This is a genomic window from Vibrio sp. VP6, from assembly GCF_028823755.1.
GTDB lineage: Bacteria > Pseudomonadota > Gammaproteobacteria > Enterobacterales > Vibrionaceae > Vibrio > Vibrio parahaemolyticus.
The window spans coordinates 1-21121 of record NZ_JAPEID010000006.1 but is presented as its reverse complement, the minus strand read 5'-3'; the positions used below and the strand labels follow the sequence as shown (position 1 = coordinate 21121).

At 45.0% G+C, this 21121-nt stretch carries 17 protein-coding genes; 10 read left to right on the top strand and 7 right to left on the bottom strand.

The annotated features are described in order from the left end of the window. Positions 1 to 125 precede the first annotated feature (125 nt). From OU793_RS05680 to OU793_RS05670, 3 genes are all read left to right on the top strand, one after another. Positions 126 to 758 (top strand): DUF2760 domain-containing protein, encoded by a 633-nt coding sequence (locus tag OU793_RS05680; RefSeq protein ID WP_005454971.1) that lies wholly within the window; start codon positions 126 to 128, stop codon positions 756 to 758. Next, entirely contained in the window at positions 758 to 2710 is a 1953-nt protein-coding gene (locus OU793_RS05675) for an Hsp70 family protein (protein ID WP_017448505.1), read from the top strand. The genes OU793_RS05680 and OU793_RS05675 overlap by 1 nt, the downstream gene beginning before the upstream one ends. A 61-nt stretch (positions 2711 to 2771) precedes the next feature. Further along, a complete protein-coding gene (locus tag OU793_RS05670; protein WP_140103722.1) occupies positions 2772 to 5579 on the top strand; it encodes an Hsp70 family protein in 2808 nt (935 codons plus the stop codon). Positions 5580 to 5676: 97 nt separating this feature from the next. Here the strand turns inward: OU793_RS05670 and OU793_RS05665 are convergent, their stop codons facing one another. After that, a complete protein-coding gene (locus OU793_RS05665) occupies positions 5677 to 5871 on the bottom strand; it encodes a hypothetical protein (RefSeq protein WP_005455030.1) in 195 nt (64 codons plus the stop codon). An 86-nt stretch (positions 5872 to 5957) separates the two neighbouring features. Between OU793_RS05665 and OU793_RS05660 the strand changes: the two genes are divergently transcribed. The 6 genes from OU793_RS05660 to OU793_RS05635 all read left to right on the top strand — a co-directional run bounded on the left by OU793_RS05660 (position 5958) and on the right by OU793_RS05635 (position 13796). Further along, positions 5958 to 6644, top strand: a complete 687-nt coding sequence (locus tag OU793_RS05660; protein ID WP_180793911.1) for a DNA-3-methyladenine glycosylase I — start codon at positions 5958 to 5960, stop codon at positions 6642 to 6644. Between the two features lie 500 nt (positions 6645 to 7144). Continuing rightward, positions 7145 to 8488: a sodium/glutamate symporter gene (locus OU793_RS05655; RefSeq protein WP_005454913.1), complete on the top strand. Its 1344-nt coding sequence runs from the start codon at positions 7145 to 7147 to the stop codon at positions 8486 to 8488. Positions 8489 to 8731: 243 nt separating this feature from the next. After that, positions 8732 to 9223, top strand: a complete 492-nt coding sequence (locus OU793_RS05650; protein WP_140103720.1) for a type II secretion system protein — start codon at positions 8732 to 8734, stop codon at positions 9221 to 9223. Between the two features lie 273 nt (positions 9224 to 9496). After that, positions 9497 to 11236 (top strand): ABC transporter transmembrane domain-containing protein, encoded by a 1740-nt coding sequence (locus tag OU793_RS05645; RefSeq protein WP_159404122.1) that lies wholly within the window; start codon positions 9497 to 9499, stop codon positions 11234 to 11236. Between the two features lie 3 nt (positions 11237 to 11239). Continuing rightward, positions 11240 to 13018 carry an ABC transporter transmembrane domain-containing protein gene (locus OU793_RS05640; RefSeq protein WP_025520887.1) on the top strand — a complete coding sequence of 593 codons (1779 nt, stop codon included), beginning with the start codon at positions 11240 to 11242 and terminating at the stop codon, positions 13016 to 13018. A 229-nt stretch (positions 13019 to 13247) separates the two neighbouring features. Next, positions 13248 to 13796 (top strand): hypothetical protein, encoded by a 549-nt coding sequence (locus OU793_RS05635; protein WP_015296689.1) that lies wholly within the window; start codon positions 13248 to 13250, stop codon positions 13794 to 13796. Between the two features lie 150 nt (positions 13797 to 13946). Here OU793_RS05635 and OU793_RS05630 read toward each other — a convergent pair whose 3' ends face one another. The 4 genes from OU793_RS05630 to OU793_RS05615 form a co-directional block, all read right to left on the bottom strand. Beyond that, the gene (locus OU793_RS05630; RefSeq protein WP_005455055.1) at positions 13947 to 14165 is read right to left on the bottom strand and encodes a hypothetical protein; all 219 of its coding nucleotides are present in this window, start codon (positions 14163 to 14165) and stop codon (positions 13947 to 13949) included. 90 nt (positions 14166 to 14255) lie between these two features. Continuing rightward, positions 14256 to 15380 carry an HD-GYP domain-containing protein gene (locus tag OU793_RS05625; RefSeq protein ID WP_159404123.1) on the bottom strand — a complete coding sequence of 375 codons (1125 nt, stop codon included), beginning with the start codon at positions 15378 to 15380 and terminating at the stop codon, positions 14256 to 14258. A gap of 240 nt (positions 15381 to 15620) precedes the next feature. Beyond that, positions 15621 to 16826, bottom strand: a complete 1206-nt coding sequence (locus OU793_RS05620) for an aromatic amino acid transport family protein (protein ID WP_025441825.1) — start codon at positions 16824 to 16826, stop codon at positions 15621 to 15623. Between the two features lie 174 nt (positions 16827 to 17000). Beyond that, a complete protein-coding gene (locus OU793_RS05615) occupies positions 17001 to 18191 on the bottom strand; it encodes an iron-containing alcohol dehydrogenase (protein ID WP_029833960.1) in 1191 nt (396 codons plus the stop codon). 576 nt (positions 18192 to 18767) lie between these two features. On the opposite strand from OU793_RS05615, the gene OU793_RS05610 reads away from it, so the two are divergent. Further along, positions 18768 to 20033, top strand: a complete 1266-nt coding sequence (locus tag OU793_RS05610) for an HD-GYP domain-containing protein (protein ID WP_005480753.1) — start codon at positions 18768 to 18770, stop codon at positions 20031 to 20033. Between the two features lie 65 nt (positions 20034 to 20098). Here the strand turns inward: OU793_RS05610 and OU793_RS05605 are convergent, their stop codons facing one another. Then, a complete protein-coding gene (locus OU793_RS05605) occupies positions 20099 to 20701 on the bottom strand; it encodes a 2OG-Fe(II) oxygenase (protein WP_005454888.1) in 603 nt (200 codons plus the stop codon). A 160-nt stretch (positions 20702 to 20861) separates the two neighbouring features. After that, a partial coding sequence (locus tag OU793_RS05600) for a hypothetical protein (RefSeq protein ID WP_274647737.1) occupies positions 20862 to 21121 on the bottom strand: 260 nt, incomplete at its 5' end.

Here is a 21121-nt window from a genome sequence, read left to right as displayed (position 1 = left end):
TATGCTACCATCCGTCATCATTTTAATGTCTAAACTTGGTGCAAGATCGCAAAGACGATCGCTTTTAGTCAATAAATTGAGCCAACACTGAGCACCGAGCAATCAATAAAAAGAGAAAAAACGTCATGAACATTGATTTGAACCTAATTCCTCAAACGTTCGATATGCTGCACGCAGGCCTTGCGGCTTCGAGCGTATTGCTTCTTCTGATCGCAGTATCACGCAAATCAAAAGTGATTGAGAAAGTGGTAGAGAAACCTGTCGAGAAAATCGTCGAGGTTGAAAAGCCAGTCGAGAAGATCGTAGAAGTGGAAAAGGTTGTAGAAGTAGAGAAAGTCGTAGAAAAAGTGGTGGAAGTTGAATCAAAACTTGCAACAGCTTCTACTGATTCTGCAATGCAGCTGCTTTCTATCATGCAGCAAGAAGCGCGTCTAATCGACTTCTTGAAAGAAGACCTAACTTCGTTCTCTGATGAAGAAGTAGGCGCTGCGGCTCGTGTTATCCACACTGGCGGTCAAAAAGTATTGAACGATTACGTGACACTTGCGCACGTTCGTAACGAAGAAGAAGAAACTCGTATTACGGTTGAAGAAGGCTTCAACCCACAAGAAATCCGCCTAACTGGTAACGTGACAGGCAGCGCGCCGTTCCACGGCACTCTAGTTCACAAAGGTTGGAAGGCAACGTCTATGAACCTGCCTAAACTGGCTGAGAACTACGATGCTTCTGTGATTGCTCCAGCTGAGGTTGAGCTGTAATGGAACACATGAACCAAGAAAACCTTTCTCAAGAGACAGCGCAAGAGCAACAGTCTCCTAAATTCAGTGTTGGTATCGACTTAGGTACCACTCACTGCGTAATGTCTTACGTTGATACTCAAGACGAAGACGCTCGTGTACAAGTCATGCCTATCCCGCAGCTAACAGCGCCGGGTACTGTAGAAACTCGCAGCCAATTAGGCTCGTTCCTATACCAGCCGCATGAGCATGAAATGAACCCGCAATCACGCGTTCTTCCATGGTCGAGCGAGCCAAAGGCACTTGTCGGTGCGATTGCTCGTAACCTAGGTTCAAAAACACCAATTCGTTTAGTTGCTAGTGCAAAATCTTGGCTTTGCCACGCTGGTGTAAACCGTCGTGACGCATTCCTACCAGCAGGTAGCCCAGAAGAAGTGGAAAAAGTATCCCCTCTTCGCGCAACCGAGTTATACCTTGAGCACCTAAAGGACGCTTGGAATCACGCGAATCCAAACCACAAACTTGCCGATCAAGACGTTACCATTACGGTTCCAGCTTCTTTCGATCCTGCGGCTCGTGACCTGACAGCCGAAGCTGCACGCAACGTTGGTTTTGTGCACCTAACGCTTCTAGAAGAGCCTCAAGCTGCGCTTTACAACTGGATTGATAACAGCAACGACAAATGGCGCGACGAAGTTGAAGTTGGCGACATCGTGCTTGTGGTCGATATCGGTGGTGGTACAACCGACCTTTCTTTAGTTGAAGTAACAGAAGACGAAGGCAACCTAACTTTGAATCGTATCGCGGTAGGTGAACATATCCTACTTGGCGGTGACAACATGGACCTTGCACTTGCGTACCGCTTGAAGATGAAGCTAGCGCAAGAAGGCAAAGAGCTACAGCCATGGCAAGTTCAGGCGATGACGCACGCATGTCGTGACGCTAAAGAAGCGCTATTGAACGACAGCGAGCTTCAGTCAGTGCCAATCGTTGTACCAAGTCGCGGTTCTAAACTGCTTGGTGCAACGCTGAAAACTGAACTGACTCAAGAAGAAGTACAACAAACATTAGTTGACGGTTTCTTCCCTCAAGTTGCGATTACCGACCACCCTGTTCAACGTAACCGTGGTGCACTAACACAAATGGGGCTGCCTTACGCACAAGATGCGGGTATTACTCGCCACATTGCAGCATTCTTGTCTAAGCAAGCACACGCGCAAAGCGGTGGTGAATCAGCGCAAGCTCAAGATTTCAACCCATTTGCAAACATGCCAGGTATGCCTGGCGCGGATGCAGCGCAATCGGCTGACTTCATCAAGCCAACAGCAATCCTATTCAACGGCGGTGTTCTGAAATCGAAACTTCTAGCAACTCGTCTAGAAGACACGATCAACGAATGGCTACTAGAAGCAGATGCTGAAATGGCGAAACGCCTAACAGGTGTGGATCTAGACCTTGCAGTTGCTAGCGGTGCGGCTTACTACGGCTCTGTGCGTCGTGGTCAAGGTGTTCGTATCCGTGGCGGTATTGCTTCAGCGTACTACGTGGGTATCGAAAGTGCGATGCCAGCGATTCCGGGCATGGCGCCTCCAATGGAAGCACTTTGTGTCGCACCATTTGGTATGGAAGAAGGCTCAAGCGTTGACGTACCAAGCCAAGAGTTTGGTTTGATCATCGGTCAGCCAGTTAACTTCCAATTCTTCGGCTCAACCGTTCGTCGTGATGACCTAGCAGGTACTCACCTTGACTACTGGGCACCTGAAGAGCTTGAAGAGCTACCAGAAATCCAAGTAACGCTGCCTGTATCTGAAGGTCGTCGTGAAGGTGAAGTGGTTCCAGTAACTCTTGCTTCTCGCGTCACAGAGCTTGGCACGCTTTACTTAGAAGCCATCGCCGCAGATAACGGGCAAAAATGGCATGTTGAGTTCGATGTGCGCGAAGACGCGAAAAGTGACTCAAACGAAGAACAATAATTAGAAGTCAAACGGCATCCAATCGGGTGCCGTTTTTAAATACACGAAGGTTTGGTTTTGTATGGCATCTCCTCGTTTCCTTGTTGGCATTGACCTTGGCACCACAAACACTGTGGTGGCCTACTGTGAAATAACCGACAACCTTGAACAATCCGAAGTATCCCTATTTGACATTGACCAACTGATTGGTCCGGGCGAAGTCGTTCGTAAACCACTTCTGCCCTCTTTCCGCTATCATCCAGCTGTAGGTCAAATCTCCCCTTCTGACCTCACTCTTCCTTGGGACAACGAACCTGTTGCCGGCGACATTAACAATGTCATCGTTGGTGAATGGGCTCGCGAATTAGGCGCGAAAGTAGAAGGCCGTCAGGTATCCAGCGCGAAAAGCTGGCTCTCACACCAAGCGGTTGATCGTAACTCAGATATTCTTCCTTGGGCTGGTGCGCAAGACGTGGATAAAGTCTCGCCAGTTATTGCCAGCGCAAGTTACCTCAATCATATTCGTCAAGCATGGAACTACCGTCATCCAAGTAACAAACTCGAAGACCAAGACGTAGTTGTCACCGTTCCTGCATCATTTGATGAAACCGCGCGTAAACTGACACTTGAAGCCGCCGAGCTTGCTGGCTTGAAAAAAATCGTCTTGCTCGAAGAGCCACAGGCGGTGTGTTACGACTGGTATGCACGCCACCAGCAAACCGCGGCTGACGAATTAAAAGGTCTGCCACTAATCCTTGTTTGCGATGTGGGTGGTGGTACAACAGACTTAAGTCTTATCGAAGCTAAGTTCACTCATGACAACTTAGCACTTGATCGTATTGGCGTTGGTGAACACTTAATGCTAGGTGGTGATAACCTCGACTTAGCATTAGCACACCTTGCTGAAAGTCGCTTCAATCAAAACAAAAAACTCACTGCTGCAAGCCTGACTAAGCTGATTCAACAAACTCGTAAAGCCAAAGAAAACCTGCTCTCAACAAGCGCGCCTGACGAAGTAAAGATCACCATGCTAGGCAGTGGTTCTAAGCTGCTTGGGGGCACAAAGAGTATTGCTCTAAGCAAACAAGAAGTGCACCAAATCGCATTAGATGGCTTCTTCCCGCTTTCTGATTTCAGTGAAGTACCAGACAAACGCCGCAGCGCGGTTGTCGAGTTTGGTCTTCCATACGTTGCTGACCCAGCCGTCAGTAAGCACGTTGCCGAGTTCTTAACTCAACATCAGCAAGTGTCTCGCGCCGCTCTTGGCATTGAAGACGACAAACAAAACGCGATCCCAGTTGGCTTATTGCTGAACGGTGGCGTGTTCAACAGTGATCTGGTAACTGAACGTGTCACTACCCTACTTTCTGACTGGCGCGGCGCACCAGTTACGGTATTAGATAACCCACATCCAGATTGGTCGGTCGCACTAGGTGCGGTTGCGTTTGGTAAAGCGCGTCGTGGCGCACAACTGAAAATTGGCGGTGGTGCTGCACGCTCTTACTTCTTGCATCTACAAGAAAAAAACAAAATGGGTAAAGCCCTCTGTTTACTTGCAAAAGGCACAGAAGAAGGTCACGAGATCCGCTTAAGTGGTCGTCGTTTCTCGCTTACCCTAGGTGAGCCAGTCCGCTTTAACCTGCTGACTTCTACCCACGATACCTTAACCAACAACACGGCGATTCAAAACGGTGTGATGGTTGACGTTGACCCAGACTTGTTTGCTCCGCTACCGCCTTACATCACCACACTTGAAGGTGAAGGCGCAGAGCTACAAGCCAACCAGAAAGAGCGCGTAGAAGTGCAACTGGCGTGTCAGTTAACCGAAGTCGGCACTCTTAAGATGGAGTGTGTCAGTGCCGAAGACGACAACAAACGTTGGGAACTGGAATTTGAAGTTCGCAATAAACAAGCCGATGACGGTGAAGAAATTCAGCTTCATCCAAGATTGAACGAATGCAAGGAGCTGATTGCTCGTCTATACAGCGGCAACAAGAAAAGTGCTGAAGGCAAAGAAATCAAAACCTTAGCAAAAGATCTTGAGAAGAAACTCGGCAAACGCGATGAGTGGGACTTCACCACACTCCGTCAACTTTTCGATACTTTTGCGCAAGGTCGTAAGCGTCGTCGTCGCTCTGAACAACATGAGAAAAACTGGCTTCGTTTGGCTGGCTTTGCACTGCGTCCGGGCTTTGGCGATCCAACAGATTCTTGGCGTATTGAGCAAGTTTGGGGACTGTATCAACAAAATGTTCAGTTCAAAAACCATCAAGGCTGGACAGACTGGTGGGTATTCTGGCGACGTATCGCGGGCGGTCTAAGCCAAGAACAACAAGAAACCATTTTGGCAGACATCGCTAAATATCTGCATCCCGGCGCGATGAAAAATCCGCAGTCAGCAAAAGCGGCTCAGGAGATGGGTTACGAATCCATGGTGCGTCTTTCAGCCTCTCTGGAGCATCTAGAAGTGGAAGATAAAGTCCTGCTGGCGACGTGGTTCTTAAGCAAAGCCATCAACCAAAACCAGTTTGAACAAGCACACTGGTGGGCGATGGGACGTTTGGCTTCTCGCACACCGCTTTATGGCAGTCAGCACAACGTCATTCCTCGTGAACAAGCTGAGCAATGGTTACCTAAGCTTTTGGAACAAAATTGGCTGAAAGAACCAATGATCGCTTTCGCAGCCGTAATGATTTGTCGTAAGACGGGTGACCGATTATTCGATATTTCTGACGACTACCGGGAACAAGTTCTAACAAAACTCAAACAGAGCAAAGTACCTGAGTCGTGGGTATCGCTGGTTGAAGAAGTGAAAGAGCTTTCAGAAAGCGAGTCAAAACGTGTCTTCGGTGATGCTTTACCAAGCGGTTTAACGCTGGTTCATCATTAAATCCACTTTACAAAAGAAGACGAGTTAAACGTACAAAGCCCTTCCGACGAAGGGCTTTGTGTATCGCATTCTTTTGGTTTTGACCGCGCACAACGCGCTAATTCATTTCTGTCGTAATCACCACATCGCGCGTTTCGTTATCCATATCACTAATACCGACCACCGACACTTCTCTATCCGATAGAGTCTCAATTAGGCTGTCTTCTAATCCACCATCAGCAAGCCAAGAATAGAATTTATCCGCAATACGCTCCGAACCTTCTCCAACAAACGTTAATGTGACCTTCTTCATTTGTGATACTCCATCAATTTACGATTCAGCCACTTAAGCGTAGTATGTTTCCTAAATATCGACATACACTAAGGTTAACTTCTTTTATGAGTATCGAAAAATTTGACGCCATCTATCAACGTGCCGCCGAACGAAAAGGTGGAGAAGATCAGCTCGAAGCACTGCTGTCGCATCCATTAAGTAGAGAAGAGTTAGCAGCCATTCCAAACGACCGTTGGTTAGCGGCATTTTCGATGAAGGTATTTCAAAGTGGCATCTCGTGGAGCGTAGTTCGTAAGAAATGGCCGAACTTCGAAGAGGTCTTTTTCGGCTTTAAGATTGAACCATTGCTGATGCTGTCTGACGAACAATGGGAAACCAAAGCAACCGATGAGCGCATTATTCGCCACCTAACGAAAGTGATGTCGATTCCTGCCAATGCTCGAATGATCCACGAAGCATCAATCCAGCATGGGTCATTTGGCAAAATGGTCGCAGATTGGCCTCAGGAGAAAATCACTGAGCTTTGGGCGTATCTAAAAAAACATGGCAGCCGTTTGGGCGGTAATACAGGGCCATATACTTTACGTCAAATGGGTGCTGATACGTTTATTTTGTCTAACGATGTGGAAGCATACTTGCGCAATTGCAAAATCATCGAAGGCGGAAAAGACACCAAAAAATCTCACGATGCAGCAACCCTAGCGTTTATGCAATGGCAAAAGGAGAGCGGTCGTAGCCTCACCGAAATCAGTCAAATCATTGCATTTAGTACCGGTGATAATCGACTCTAACGACAAGTTGATAAGCACATTGGCTCTTATCACAGTGTGCTTTTTCTGGCCATATCTCTAGCTCCACTCTTGGCTTCATTAAACTTCAACCACCTTCCCATCTTGATAATTACAAATAATTGTCGTATCGATAAAATTAATTTTTCATACAATATTTTTATTTATCAAACACCTACCTATGATTGATGTTTTATTAGGCTTATTTTATTGATTCTGCTCAATTGCATTGCCTATTCAAACTGACTAGGATACACGCCCTTCCTGAGTGAACTATCAAAAATAAAATCGAGAAACTTGCTCGAGTTTCTCAACAGTTCACGAACATTCTCGACAATTATATTCATTTCATGATTTTTAGCGCACTTGAGCGCTGATTGAAACGACCATTGCTCCGCACTCGAAAGATTTCGTATTCGCGCTTTCTTACGTGGAGTTATTTATTTCATCAAGGTTGGTCAAAAGGATGATGCCCCTTGAATGCATTTACTGGAGGACAAAAAATGCCAAAAGGTCTAATGCTGACTGACTTAGCCATCGCAGGCTTACTTTTGATTGTAGCGAAAGTGATTCGCGTGCATACGCCATTGCTACAACGCATGTACATTCCATCTGCTGTATTGGCAGGTTTATTTGGTCTCGTGTTTGGCCCTGCCATGCTCGATCTATTACCGTGGACAGACACGTTTACCGCTAACGCAAGCCTATTAACCGCTGCACTTTTTTCTGCGTTAGGGTTAGCAACGGATGTTCCATCCCCAAAAGTTGTCGCACAACGTGCAGGCTCGTTATGGGCATTTAACCAAATTGCTTCTGTCTCACAGTGGTTATTTGCTGCAATGTTTGGCCTGCTCTTAACTACATTTTTCTGGCCAGAAATCAATCCTGGTTTTGGCGTAACAATGTCGGCGGGTTTCATGGGTGGTCACGGTTCAGCCTCAGTTGTGGGAGATATTTTCACGGGTCTTGGCTGGGAAGATGGCTTCACGCTTGGTTTGACCTTTGCGACAGTCGGTATCTTCATCTCAATTTCCATCGGCATGCTGATGCTTCAATTTGCTCTAAAAATGGGTTGGATTCGAAGCTTTACAACTTTTGACAGCATGGATGAACATGAACGAAAAGGTCTTGTAAAACCAACAGAACAAGAACCAGTGATGAAAGACACAATGTCTTCACTCTCTGTGGATTCATTTGCTATTCACGCAGCCCTTGTCGTCGTCGTTACGGCTTTCTCTTATGTCGCAGCAAACTACTTATCGTCGTTCCACGACAAAGTACAAATTCCGACATTTGTAACGGGCTTTTTGGGCGGAATGCTCGTGCGAATTGTCGCGAAACAAACCAAAGCGTCACGATACCTTTGTGATGGAGCATTTAAGCATGCAGCTGGTATCAGCACCGACTACCTGATCATATTTGGTATTTCGGCAATCAAAATTACTGTTCTTGCTCAGTACCTTGCGCCAATGATCGTACTCGCCATTGGTGGCATCGCATTTACGTTGTGGCTGATCTTCTGGGTTGCGCCTCGAATTATGGGCGATGATTGGTTTGAAAAAGGCATATTCTCCTGGGGCTGGCTAACAGGCACAGTTGCAATGGGCATCGCGCTATTGCGCATTGTTGACCCTAAAATGCGTAGCAAAGTTCTGGATGACTACGCCATTGCTTATGTGCCTGGTTCAATTACCGATATCTTTATCATCTCTCTGATGCCTATCGCGATGTATAACGGTATGGAGTGGCAAGCACTTGGTGTCGGCTTAGCTTATATCGCAGTAGTCCTGTTTATCTGGCGATTTGTATTTAAACGCAGTGGCCAAACGGTAACGGACGCATCTTAAATACTCCGGCTCGGGAGATTTTTCCTCCCGAGCACATCTTTATTCATTTTTTTTCCTTTTCCCTCCTCTCTTTAAAATCCCAATTGAGAAACCGCTTCAATCTCTAATGAATAAATAGGCAACTTGTTTTATATATGAGATTTGCAATGGCAGTCACACCTTCTCATTCTTTTTTAATACCGATATAACCCTATTTTTATTCCAGAATAGCAGCCTATAAAATGACAAAGCTGGAGGCTGGTTGTGTGTGGTTCACGAGGATTTACCCTTATCGAGTTAATAATGTGCATCATCATTCTTGGTGTTGTTGGCGTTGTTGCCCTACCCAAGTTCCTCGGAATACAAAAAGACGCACGAATTGCCGTTTTGTATGGCGCAAGAGAAGCGCTAATGACAGCCAACAACCTTGTTTACACTAAAGCCGTTATTCAGTCTCAAGAGAACATCAACTCAGAAGACACGCGAAACATCGACTTAGATAACGACGGAGTAAACGATCTTATTGGTTACTTTGGGTTAATCAAAAACGTGATTCCAGCAAAAGAGCTTGCCGGTTTTGACCCACAACTCACCATCAACAAATGGTACGGCGCCGATTCAGAGACTGAACCCTACTTCCTTATCGGCTTTGCCAACAAACCCGTGAGCATCCATCACCTGTGTTATGTCGAAGTGTACTACCCTAAAACACCAGGCGGACAACTTCGCTATGGAATTCAAACTGAAGACTGCTAAAAACCCTCCCAAACAAGCTTCAAAATTGTACATTTTGAAGCTTTCTACTTTTAGCGCTCACTTATGCGCCAAAACCTCAACTTAACATAGATTTCACATAATTTTGTTGCATGGTTTTCTTGCAGCGAGAAAGCAAGTAATTCCTGAGTGCATATATTCAAAATCGACACAATCTGTTGTTTTCTTCTTCGCTCAAAAATTGTGCTTGTAAACTCATCATTTCGCTCAATAATAGTTCCATAACAAATTCAATAATTTAAAGCAGGAGGCGTAATGAGAATTTTCTGGCAGCTGCGTTGGTATTTCCGACAAAAATGGAAACATTATGTGGGTTCCATTCTTTTATTTGCAGTAATCTCTGCCCTTCAGCTGGTTCCACCCAAGGCAGTCGGAGTGATTGTCGATGGCGTTGTTGATAACACATTAGAAACAAACACGTTAATCATGTGGTTGTTAGGCCTTATTGTTCTACTTTTCACCATCTACGGGTGCAGAATCCTCTGGCGTATATGGCTATTTGGTGCGAGTTGGGAACTTGGAACCATTTTACGCAACCGCCTTTACCGCCACCTTTCGACTCAACCTCCCCGCTTTTTTGAACGATACAAAACTGGCGATTTGATGGCGCGCGGCACGAACGACGTAAGAAACATCGTTATGACAGCTGGCGAAGGGGTATTAACGGCAGCCGACTCGGTTATCACAGGCATAGCAGTATTGATCATCATGGTCACGCAAGTCAGTTGGAAACTGACCGTTGTGGCCCTGTTGCCAATGCCATTTCTCGCGGTAATTATTTTCTTTATCGTCCGCATTCTTCACCAACGTTTTCGTGTCGCGCAGGAAGCATTCTCTTCGATGTCCGATATGACGCAAGAATCCCTAAATGGTGTGCGAATGCTGCGTGCTTTTGGTTTAGAAAACCAAGAGCAACAACGATTTGAAGATGTCGTTGACGATACTGGTGCTAAAAACATCGCGGTAGCAAGAGTAGATGCGCGCTTTGACCCTGCGATTCAGTTGACGATTGGTCTTTCGTTTCTTCTTAGTGTGGCGGCAGGCGCGTATCTGGTCGACAAAGGCGAAATCACTCTTGGTGATTTGACAGCCTTCACCATGTACTTGGGTTTGATGATTTGGCCAATGCTGGCGTTCGCATTCTTGTTTAACATCTTAGAGCGCGGTTCTGCCGCATGGAATCGGATACAAGAAATCTTCGATGAACAACCAGAGATCATCGGTGGCACACAGCCTTTAGATGAAAAACCATTACCGCTGCACATCAAGATTGACGCGTTCCATTGGAGTAAAGAACTCCCACCAGCTCTTGCCGTTGTGGACGTAACGTTAGAGCCAGGGAAAATGCTCGGAATTGCTGGCCCAGTAGGCAGTGGTAAATCGACGTTACTCACCCTGCTATTGCGTCAACATGATTTAGAAAATGGCACCATTCAGTTTGGTGATGTCAAAATCAAAGACGCTATCTTACCTCAATGGCGTAATCGCTTTGCGGTTGTGAATCAGAGTCCATTTTTGTTCTCAAAATCGATCTTTGACAACATCGCCCTTGGCAATCCTCAAGCAACAAAGGAGCAAGTTTATCAAGCAGCGAAATTGGCGTGTATCCACGACGATATAGAGAAATTCCCTGACGGATACCAAACCGAAGTTGGCGAAAAAGGCATTACTCTTTCTGGCGGTCAGAAGCAGCGCATTGCGATTGCACGCGCCATGCTTCTCAACGCTCAAGTGTTAGTTTTAGATGATGCCCTATCCGCCGTAGATGGTCGAACCGAACACCAGATTCTCAAGAACCTTGAAACACACTACCGTGATCAAGCGTTGATCGTTATCGCACACCGATTAACCGCATTGGAAGCGGCTGATGAAATCATCGTTCTTAATCATGGCCATGTCACCGAGCGAGGAAAACATCATTCTCTACTCGAACACCAAGGCTGGTACGCAGAAATGTTCCAGTACCAAAAACTCGAACAAGCAATGGAGGAGTAATCAATGAAACAAACCAGTACATTTAAGCGGTTGTTGTCTTATCCATTGTCTCAGCCGAAGCCAATGATAAAAGGCTTAGCTTTGCTGTTTATCGCGGCGTTAGCGAGTGCGAGTGGCCCTTGGTTGATCCAGTATTTTATTGATGAACACATTGCCAAAGGCGACTACTCTCGTAACGTATTGATTGCTTTAGCGTTGGGCTACGTGTCACTTCAAGTCATTTCAGCAACGTTCCAATATCTTCAATCGTTGCAATTTAGCATGGTGGCAACGAACACGATCAAAACCATTCGCAAGCAAGTGTTTTCGGGAGTGATCAAACAGCCACTTTCTGCGTTTGACTACACGCCTGCCGGTAAGCTTGTTTCTCGAATCACGAATGATACAGAATCACTTCAGCAGTTTTACGAGTTGTTAATCGCGACCGTGGTTAAGAACGTTGTGATGATCGTGGTGATGTTGGGTGTCATGTTCTTCATGAGTTGGAAGTTGACGCTGGTTGTTCTCGTCCTGTTACCGATCGTAATTGGCTTTATGTATCTGTTTAAACAACTCAGTACCGAGAGTTATCGCAGAATGCGTGACTTGCTCACGGACATTAACGCCAACTTAAGCGAATCAATCCAAGGGATGAGCGTGATTCAGCTGATGCAACAAGAAGAGCGCTTTAACAAACAATTTAACGAACTCACTGCTGAGCATTTGGTCGCGTCCAAAAAAGTGATTCGCTTAAACGGGTATCTGCTGCGGCCTCTCATGGATCTGTTGGCTGGCCTTGCCCTACTCTGCTTAGTTGCCATCTTTGGCTTTAATGGTGTCGAGTTGATTGGTGTCGGTGTACTTTATGCGTTCATCAGTTATTTGGCGCGTGTGACCGAACCTCTGATTGAAATGACCCAACAACTTGCACTTTTACAACAAGCGTTGGTGTCGAGTGAACGTGTTTTTGAGTTGATTGATGCGAAGCCACAAACTTACGGTGACGATCATAAACCACTTAAAACGGGCTCAATTGAGCTAAGTAATCTGACGTTCAGTTATGATGGCAAGCAAGATGTATTGAAAGACATCTCCTTGAAAGCCGCTCATCAAGATTTTATCGCGCTGGTCGGCCATACTGGCAGCGGCAAGAGCACGTTAGCATCTTTGCTCATGGGCTTTTATCCAACCAATGTGGGCGAGTTATTGATTGATGGGCGGCCACTTAATACATTGGGTAAAGACGTACTTCGCAAAGACGTAGCAATGGTTCAACAAGATCCGCACATTCTCCCAGCCTCTGTACGAGAGAACATTTCTCTTAGCCGAGCAGTGAGCGATGAGCAGATATGGGATGCGTTAGATAAGGTAGGTTTGTCGGAGCAAATTCACCGCTATCCAAACGGCTTAGACACTCAACTCGGCCAAGGTGAAACCAACCTTTCGGCAGGTCAAAAGCAATTACTTGCGTTAGCCCGAGTGTTAGTGGCGAAACCAAAAATCTTAATTTTGGATGAGGCAACGGCGAACATCGATTCCGGAACTGAGGCTCTCATTCAAAAAAGCTTAAAAGTTTTGCGCCAGAACATGACGTTGGTGGTCATTGCTCACCGACTGTCCACCATATTGGATGCAGACCAAATTGTGGTTCTACACCATGGTGACTTGGTCGAACAAGGCACGCATAAAGCCTTATTGCAACAAAATGGTCGCTACGCTCAAATGTACCAATTACAACAAGCGAATAGACACCTTCAACAGATTGAGCAAGAAGATGCTAAACAACTAGAAGAAGCTGTTTAAGCACTGTACAAGCCACCTGAAAATCGCAATGCAGGTGGCTCCATTTAGTTAAATCCATTCACAATTTAAACTAATTTTTTATTTCTTACCTATTATTGACATAACCCCTCGCTATATAACGCAAGGTCGTTGTAAAATCGTAACGAACTTCAGCTCAACTTCTTACCGATGACTCGGTGAGCTGATTACCTATTTCTCATATTGCATATTAATTTCATGACACAAGTCCATGGACAAAGATAAGTTTACTAACATCTATCGCTTGCCTGGTTCGATTCAAATTCGTATCGGTAAATGGCAAAAAACGTTCCGCGGCACCTCTGATTTGGTTTTACATCAGGCGCTAATGGAGCGTAATAAACAGTTTAAAAAACCAGACTTTCTACCTAAAGGCTGGTGTGTTACTCCTATTGACGAAAACGACATCACCATTACGCACCACGGTAAGTACATCCAAACAGTCATGCGTACCATGTTAGATAGAAAGGTATCGTATAAGCGGCTGTTCATGTCGCGTATGAATGCAGAAGATGGTGAAAAGGCACTTCGAAAATACAAATTGGAGTGGGTTCAAAAACACAATCAGATTGCGAAAAAATACAACCAAATCAAGAAAAAGCAGTACATGAATTTTGCGAGGGAAGAAGAAGAAACACTCTACCCTTCCATTCCAAAAGGCGAGTTCGACAAAACACTGTGGAACAAATTGGTTATATCCACTTTTGGTCCAGAGAAGAAATACAAAAATCCTCACTTTGTACGCAAAGCAGACATCTAATTAAACACCCCTAAATTTAGGGGTGTTTATCTACACGTTAATACAATAAAAATGCAAGACTGATATTCAACCCAAGTAAACTCGAGATACTTGAGTTCTCGTTTTTGACCTATGGCGTTGAAGGATTGAAATGACGCCATAGCGGTTAATTTAATGACGAGCGTCAGCGCCAAATTCTACTTCTTTATAGATATCGGCCAGCGACTTCTTACCTTGTTTGTCTTTAGCTGAACGCTTTTTCTTTGCATGATAATGATATTCTTGCTCCTGAAGTGCTTCTTCGTGCTCTTTCGCTGACTGCACAAACTCAGGGTTCGCAAGTGCTTGTTGGCGTAAGCGGTTTACTCTCTCAAGGGTTTCCCACAACATACTTCACCTCCAAACTAAATACTGTATATAAAAACAGTATTGTTTATAATTTCCTCCTAGTCAATATTTGTGCTCCTTCGTTTACGGGGATTACATCAGCCCTAAGCCTGTGTAGTGCTCAGGATATTTATGGATGATTTGTTTTAGATAATTTTGATGCTCACGCAGCGCGTTGACACATTCTCTGGACAACAATCCTTGATACACCCATTTCTCCAACTCCAGCAAGGCGTAAGGTATCGACCAAGCTTGGCGATATGGGTGGTGAGTCGTAAGCACATCGAATGCGTTAGCCACTGCAACGATTTGCGCTGCAATTGGGATCGCCTCTTTCTTCAAACCGTACGGATAACCAGAACCATTAAGGTTTTCGTATTGGTACGTAATCATCTGCAAAAACAGCGTCACGCTTGGGTGAACTGGATTACCAATACGCGCCACTATATCGTCTGCAGATTCGATACACTGCTCGATATGTTGAAGAAGAATCGCCTCCTGCTCTCTCGTGTAACGTGTTCTACTACAGGCTATCTCTATCGGCAGTTGAATATCGCTCAATGCATGAAACTGCGCAAACGTACCAATATGCTCAACCGTTTCGTCATTAAAATGATGATGATCCGCGAGTTGTGTGGCGATTAACTGGCTGTAATATTTCATCCGTTTAGTATGGGCATAATATTCTGGCGAATAACTCGGCATCATACCCAGCATTCGATCGGCAAGCGTTTCGATGGCATGAACGACATGATCCTCAGACTCAACAGCAAATTGAACCATCTCAAAATAAGGCTTAAGTCCATTCAATGCTTCAAGCTTAAAAGCTTGGGGCTGGGTAGAATTTAAAAAGACAAATCCGGTAAAGGCTTTGTTGTCATAGCAAGGAATCGCGACTGATGACTGATAGCCTTCTTTAAGCAGGGTTTGTATGCGGGAACAATGATTGATGTCGTGAAGATCATCGACAATACGTGGTATTGCATTTTCAGCGGAGATAGTAAGGTTGTGGAGCTTTCTAAACGGCGCTTCATGATGGGCCAAGCACCAAGTATCAAATTCACTTTCGGCGAAAGATTTGAGCATGTCTTGGTGAGGGTGATATTTCGCAAACGACACCCTATCGATGCACGGCAAATGTGCCTGCATTCTATTCTTCAACGTTTGCAGTTGCTCATTAAGCGGTTTAGCAAACGGGTAAAAACTCCGGTGCGCCATACTTCACCTCCACACCCAAGTAGAGAAACCAGAAGAAAAAGCTCCTTTCTGTCAGAAATTTTGATGATCTTAGAGCGGCTTTTCCCCACTTAAATAATTGATATACCACAACCTAAGTGTACGAAATAAAAACAGTTTTCCGCCAATTTTTTCACCGAATATCTTACGGTAATTTGATCCAGATTAAAAAAGCCAACAGGTTTCCCTATTGGCTTTTCACGTTCAATTTAAGCAGTGGAACTAACCTAGAGCAGGTAATACACCTAAAGTAATGAGCACTTGCGCTAAAACGATGCCCGTACCCGCTATACCAGTGACGACTAGCGCTCCTTGCCCACCAGCGACACGGTATTCACCAGAGAAATTATCGGAACGACGAACCTTGATCACCATGACAAGAGGAAGGAAAATCGCAAGAATAGCCAATGCAATCGCCGCGTAACCCAGCGCCATAATGAAGCCTTGTGGATAGAAAAGCGCAAAACCAAGTGGTGGAGTAAACGTAATCACTGCAGCTAACAAGCGATTTGGTTTCTCACTTTTGCCTTTGATCGTATCACCTAAAAATTCGAACAAACCTAAGCTCACACCTAAAAACGAGGTGAGAAGTGCAAGGTCGGCAAATACACCTACAATGCTGCTCAAGTTGGATTTGTGAACAGTTTGAGATAATTGACCAATAAGTGCACTCAAGCCACCGTTTTCAATAAGCGCATCTTGGCTTACTACGCCTAAGGTAACGATTTGCCAGAAAATGTAGATAACTAAAGGAATCGTCGAACCAACAATAACCGCTTTGCGCAAAGATGACGTATCGCCATCTAGGTAGTTTACGATTGCAGGAATACTTCCGTGGAAACCAAACGATGTGAAAATCACTGGAATCGCCGCAACAATAAGTCCCTGTTCGATAGGCATGCTTAGCAAGTATGACTCGGTAACGTTTGGCGCTAAAAATGACAGTACCGCAACCATTGCGACTAGCTTTAACGCAAACAACACACGGTTTACTTTATCAACTGTTCCTGTACCAATAGTCACCACTAAAGTAACGATCAGAGTGAAAATCACTGTCGCTGTCGGACCAGAAATGTCTAACTCAAACCACTGAGATAAGCGGTCACCAAATTGTGCACCGCCCCCAGCGATGTATGCCGCACACAATGAGTAGAACAAAAATAGCATCGCAAAACTGGCAACCCACTTACCCTTTTGACCAAGGATTTGTTTCGCCAAGGTATGAAGTGTTGCACTACTTTCAGCATATTGGTGAAGTTCAAGCATCAGTAACGCAGTAAAGGCCATTAACGCCCACAAACTCAACATGATGACCAGTGATGTAGTAAAACCAATGCCAGCGGAGGCAAGAGGAAGAGCTAGCATACCAGCCCCAATTGTAGTACCAGCAATAATTAGGGTACTACCAAACACTTTAGAACGACTCATTGTATATTTATCTTTACATCTTATTGGAAGATATCAGCATCAGATCGGGCAACGGCGCACCAAAACTGACACCATATTTGTAATAAACACGATATTGTAGGATCTTTGAGAGAAGATCAAGCAAAGTGTAAGGATAAAAAACCACGGCCGTAAAATTATATTTACACAAACAATCTAAGCGCTTATTTCTATCAATAAGCGAGCGCATTCTTCAGAATTCATAAACTTGGGAACGGGGTAATTCCAATGTGCCTCTTTCAGAATCAGGTCAACCAAGTCTTCGATATCATCTTGTTTTATGGCTGTTGTACATTTTTCGATACCAATAGCATCGTACAAGGATTCAATCTGTTCCAAGAAATGCTCAGCACTTGGTTTGTCTTTCGTATTGATATTGGTCTTCTCGGCAAGCGTTCTTAGCTCATCTTCAATTTCAGGCAAAGAGAACTTTAAGACGGGTAGCAACGCTAATCCATTTGCCATGCCATGTGGCAAACCATACCTTGCCCCTAAGTTGTGCGCGAAAGCATGCACGTACCCAAGACTTGCCTTGGTAAAAGCTAGCCCTGCGTAGTAAGACGCCATGGCCATTTTGTATCGAGCTTCAATATCTCCCCCCTGAGCCACTGCTTTGGGTAAATAACGAAATATCAATTTGATTGCAGCGACTGAATACGCTTGAGTTTCTGGTGTCGCATTGCGCGAAATGTAGGCTTCTACCGCATGAGTTAACGCATCAATCCCTGTGTCAGCAGTGATTTTGGCTGGCAAACCGATAAGCAAGTCAGGATCGAGCGCGGCCATAATCGGCACCAGTTTCGGGTCCATCAAGGGCGTTTTTAAATGTGTGTCTGGGTCTGAAACCACTGCCGCGATCGTCACTTCAGAACCAGTGCCAGAAGTGGTTGGAATAACAAACAGAGGCGCTGGGGTTCGCCATACTTTGAAAAGTCCTGAGAGCTTTTTGATTGAGCGCTTGTTACTTACTCTTGCAGCAATCACTTTTGCACAGTCAATGGCAGATCCGCCACCTAACGCCAAAATGGCTTCCGATTGAGAGGCGTTGTAAATACGTAATCCATCTTCCACTTGATCGTAAGTTGGGTCTGGTTTTACTTCAGAAAACACGCCCACCTGTAAACCCAACCCCTGCGTTTGCTCCAAGACTTTACCTACCATACCGATTCGAACTAATCCCTCATCGGTCACTAGCAACAAACGTCGAAAACCTAGATCAGATATCGCCTCCAACAACTCAGATACGGCTCCCGAACCAGAAAACAGCGTCGGCCGTGGAAGTGGCAGCACATGCGCGGCGATTTTTAGCCCTTTGGTGTAACTGCGATACAAACAATGTTTCAACATACAAATTCCTTTTGAGTTGGAGCATTTAGTCTAGTAGTTTTTTCAGGCAACTCTTCTTTGCGGCTTCACAAATTCGCAATCGAGTCGTTTACCTTTTCTTCCTTTAACTCATTGAGCTAATTAAGAAACAAAATGGGGATGTTTTCTTTCCTACAGTGACCACCACAATAGGTATTCCATCTGCACCGTCCTTACGAATTACATTGAGAGTGGCAGCAAAACGTGCACCGTCACTTTGAGGCCGAAAACCCTAAAGTCGTCTCTCCCCCTTTGTTTGCTGATGTTTTAGTCAAAAGTAGAAATAAGAATACGTTGCATCATGATTTATTGTCGTTTTCAAAGAAGTCAACCAAAGCAACAAGAATCTTTTAAAACCAATACTCAGCTCAAAGAACTGACGTTAAACAGTGAGCTTCGAGTGATATTCTTATGCAACTAGGATTATTATCTACGCCATAATTAAAATTACGTCCAAATAGCCCACCTTTAAGGGTTCTTTTCGCTGTCGCGCCCTTTCTCTAAATATCAGGCCATGATGTCGGTTTGCGTGGGCTTAAAAACATGTCGGTATAAATAATGAAGCATTCTTCCTCTCCCGATGCTATTGCGGGTTTTGAAGTCGATCTAAAACAAGCACTTATCTGGGTCGCCCGTGCACTCGACTATGTAGGTGTCGATGACACTCACCACAGTCACCGTGTCGCATACATCGCCTACCAATGCGCTCTAGCCTTAAATTGGGATTTAAAGAAAGCAGAGTTTTGTTACTTTGCAGGCATGATTCACGATTGTGGCGTCTCTGAAACGCAAGAACATAAAATGTTGCTGGACGAGCTCATCCCTCAAGATGCTAAAGCGCACTGTCTGCGCGGCTACCAAACGCTCAAACAATGTCGCCTTTTAAGTCAATTTGCCGTTCCAGTGCTTTATCACCACACCCATTGGGATGAGCTGCAACATCTCGACCTGCCTGAATTCGAAAAAGACGTTGCGGCCCTACTCTACCTTTCTGATCGACTAGACTTCATGCGTGCGCGCTATGTAATGAACTGCCACTGTGACATTGTCACGCTGCATGAGGAATTGATTGCAGAATGTGTATTGGCGAATGCTGGTACCTTGTTTAATCCCGTTATGTGCGAAGCTATGGTTAAGCTCATCATGACCGACGGATTTTGGTTCGCAATGGAATCAGAAAACATCGAAACCATTGGTCTGAATTTTAAGAGCATTGATTGGTTACAAAAACAGTTAACCATTTGGGACATGAACAGCCTTGGATTATTTCTGGCGCGCATTGTCGATGCGAAAAGCCCATTTACTTATCAACACTCGCAGAAAGTTGCTGAGTTATCGCGCTATTTGGCGGGCAAATTAGGACTCGATGAACACGACCAAGAAATGCTGTTTATTGCCGGTTTGGTTCACGACATAGGTAAGCTAAAGACGCCGGATGAAATTCTACATAAGGAAGGCGCGCTCAGTAAGCAGGAATACACGCGAATCAAACGACATACGATAGATACTCAACTTGCGCTGCATAAGGTGTTCCCAAACGCCAAAATCGCAGAATGGGCTTCAAATCACCATGAACGCTTGGACGGTTCTGGCTACCCTTACCACAAAACAGCAGAAGAACTCGACATCCCTTCTCGTATTATTGCCGTTGCCGATGTGTTTCAGGCACTATCGCAAGATCGCCCTTATCGAGGACGAATGAGTCAAACACAAATTGCTGAGATCATGGATGACCTAATTGAGCAGAATAAACTCTGCGCTCACGTCTATGAGGTGTTAGAGCAGAATATGACGGCTTGCTACAACATATCTATTTGTCATTAAAAGCCGATTTCTGGACATTAAAAAGGGCGCATCACGCGCCCTTTTTAGTATTTAGTGTCTAGATGTTAACTCGCGATGTCCAGAAGGTTATCTCTCACACCATTAATTCTGAACCAGCCTGCGATACTGAAACGCTCCGCGTTAGTCGGTAGCACTTCATGAGGAAACTGTTCAGATAAGAACACCAGTAGACGCCCCCCACGAGGCGGTATTGTCGCGATTTCTTTGTCATTGAGGTCATAGACGACCAGTTCGCCCGCGTCCTCTTCACTCCAAGATTCATTCATGTAGAACACCGTGGTTAAGCGACGGTTTTCGTTCCCTTTAAAGCAATCGAGGTGTTTTTGGTAAAAATCGCCTTTTTCGTACTTTGCAAAGTGTGCTTCATACTCAAACAAACCCAAGAAGAAATGGCGGTTCACCTCTTGTCGAATCTCTTCCATTTTGCTCAAATAATTCGCGATTGGCTGGCCCATAGCTGGTTTTAACCATTGAATTTTGTCACTACGAATTGATTCAATTCGGGTCACATCATCATTTCGACCAATGCGTGCTTTCTTCCAATTATCCGGTATGCAATCACGTAATTGGGTTACTTCGTCTTCAGAAAGAAAGTCATCCCAAATGTAGTAACCATCCGTTGCTAACGCATCGATCAGCTTGTTCATTTATTTTATTCACTCGTGTGGATTGGGCGGTTTATATAAAAAATTCAATCCAATGCAACAAATGCAACTTTTTGTCGAAACGACAAATTCTGAATCAGCAAATAAAATTGAAAGAAAAGCACACAAAAAAGCCGCTCTCTTGAGCGGCTTTTTTAGTAAGTTATCGGACACCATAAACCACGGTTGGTTGATGCATCGGCCTGATTCGCTGGATAGTTCGGCGCTGTTTGTTCTTTAGTTGGATGTGACACAGTTCCAACACCAAACCAAACGCCATCGCAAAGTATACATACCCTTTATTGATATGGATTGCGAAGCCTTCGGCCATCAGCAAGCCACCCAGCAATACTAGGAACAGTAGCGCTAAGGTTTTGAAACCAGGGTAACAGGTAACTAGGTTATTGATCTTTTCAGCAGTCA

Bases quoted from the DNA above. Each gene is read 5' to 3' on its own strand.
- OU793_RS05605 (WP_005454888.1), bottom strand. From the start codon at position 20,701: ATGAACAAGCTGATCGATGCGTTAGCAACGGATGGTTACTACATTTGG.
- OU793_RS05655 (WP_005454913.1), top strand. From the start codon at position 7,145: ATGCCAAAAGGTCTAATGCTGACTGACTTAGCCATCGCAGGCTTACTT.
- OU793_RS05665 (WP_005455030.1), bottom strand. From the start codon at position 5,871: ATGAAGAAGGTCACATTAACGTTTGTTGGAGAAGGTTCGGAGCGTATT.
- OU793_RS05630 (WP_005455055.1), bottom strand. From the start codon at position 14,165: ATGTTGTGGGAAACCCTTGAGAGAGTAAACCGCTTACGCCAACAAGCA.
- OU793_RS05680 (WP_005454971.1), top strand. From the start codon at position 126: ATGAACATTGATTTGAACCTAATTCCTCAAACGTTCGATATGCTGCAC.
- OU793_RS05660 (WP_180793911.1), top strand. From the start codon at position 5,958: ATGAGTATCGAAAAATTTGACGCCATCTATCAACGTGCCGCCGAACGA.
- OU793_RS05640 (WP_025520887.1), top strand. From the start codon at position 11,240: ATGAAACAAACCAGTACATTTAAGCGGTTGTTGTCTTATCCATTGTCT.
- OU793_RS05625 (WP_159404123.1), bottom strand. From the start codon at position 15,380: ATGGCGCACCGGAGTTTTTACCCGTTTGCTAAACCGCTTAATGAGCAA.
- OU793_RS05635 (WP_015296689.1), top strand. From the start codon at position 13,248: ATGGACAAAGATAAGTTTACTAACATCTATCGCTTGCCTGGTTCGATT.
- OU793_RS05645 (WP_159404122.1), top strand. From the start codon at position 9,497: ATGAGAATTTTCTGGCAGCTGCGTTGGTATTTCCGACAAAAATGGAAA.
- OU793_RS05670 (WP_140103722.1), top strand. From the start codon at position 2,772: ATGGCATCTCCTCGTTTCCTTGTTGGCATTGACCTTGGCACCACAAAC.
- OU793_RS05615 (WP_029833960.1), bottom strand. From the start codon at position 18,191: ATGTTGAAACATTGTTTGTATCGCAGTTACACCAAAGGGCTAAAAATC.
- OU793_RS05620 (WP_025441825.1), bottom strand. From the start codon at position 16,826: ATGAGTCGTTCTAAAGTGTTTGGTAGTACCCTAATTATTGCTGGTACT.
- OU793_RS05675 (WP_017448505.1), top strand. From the start codon at position 758: ATGGAACACATGAACCAAGAAAACCTTTCTCAAGAGACAGCGCAAGAG.
- OU793_RS05610 (WP_005480753.1), top strand. From the start codon at position 18,768: ATGAAGCATTCTTCCTCTCCCGATGCTATTGCGGGTTTTGAAGTCGAT.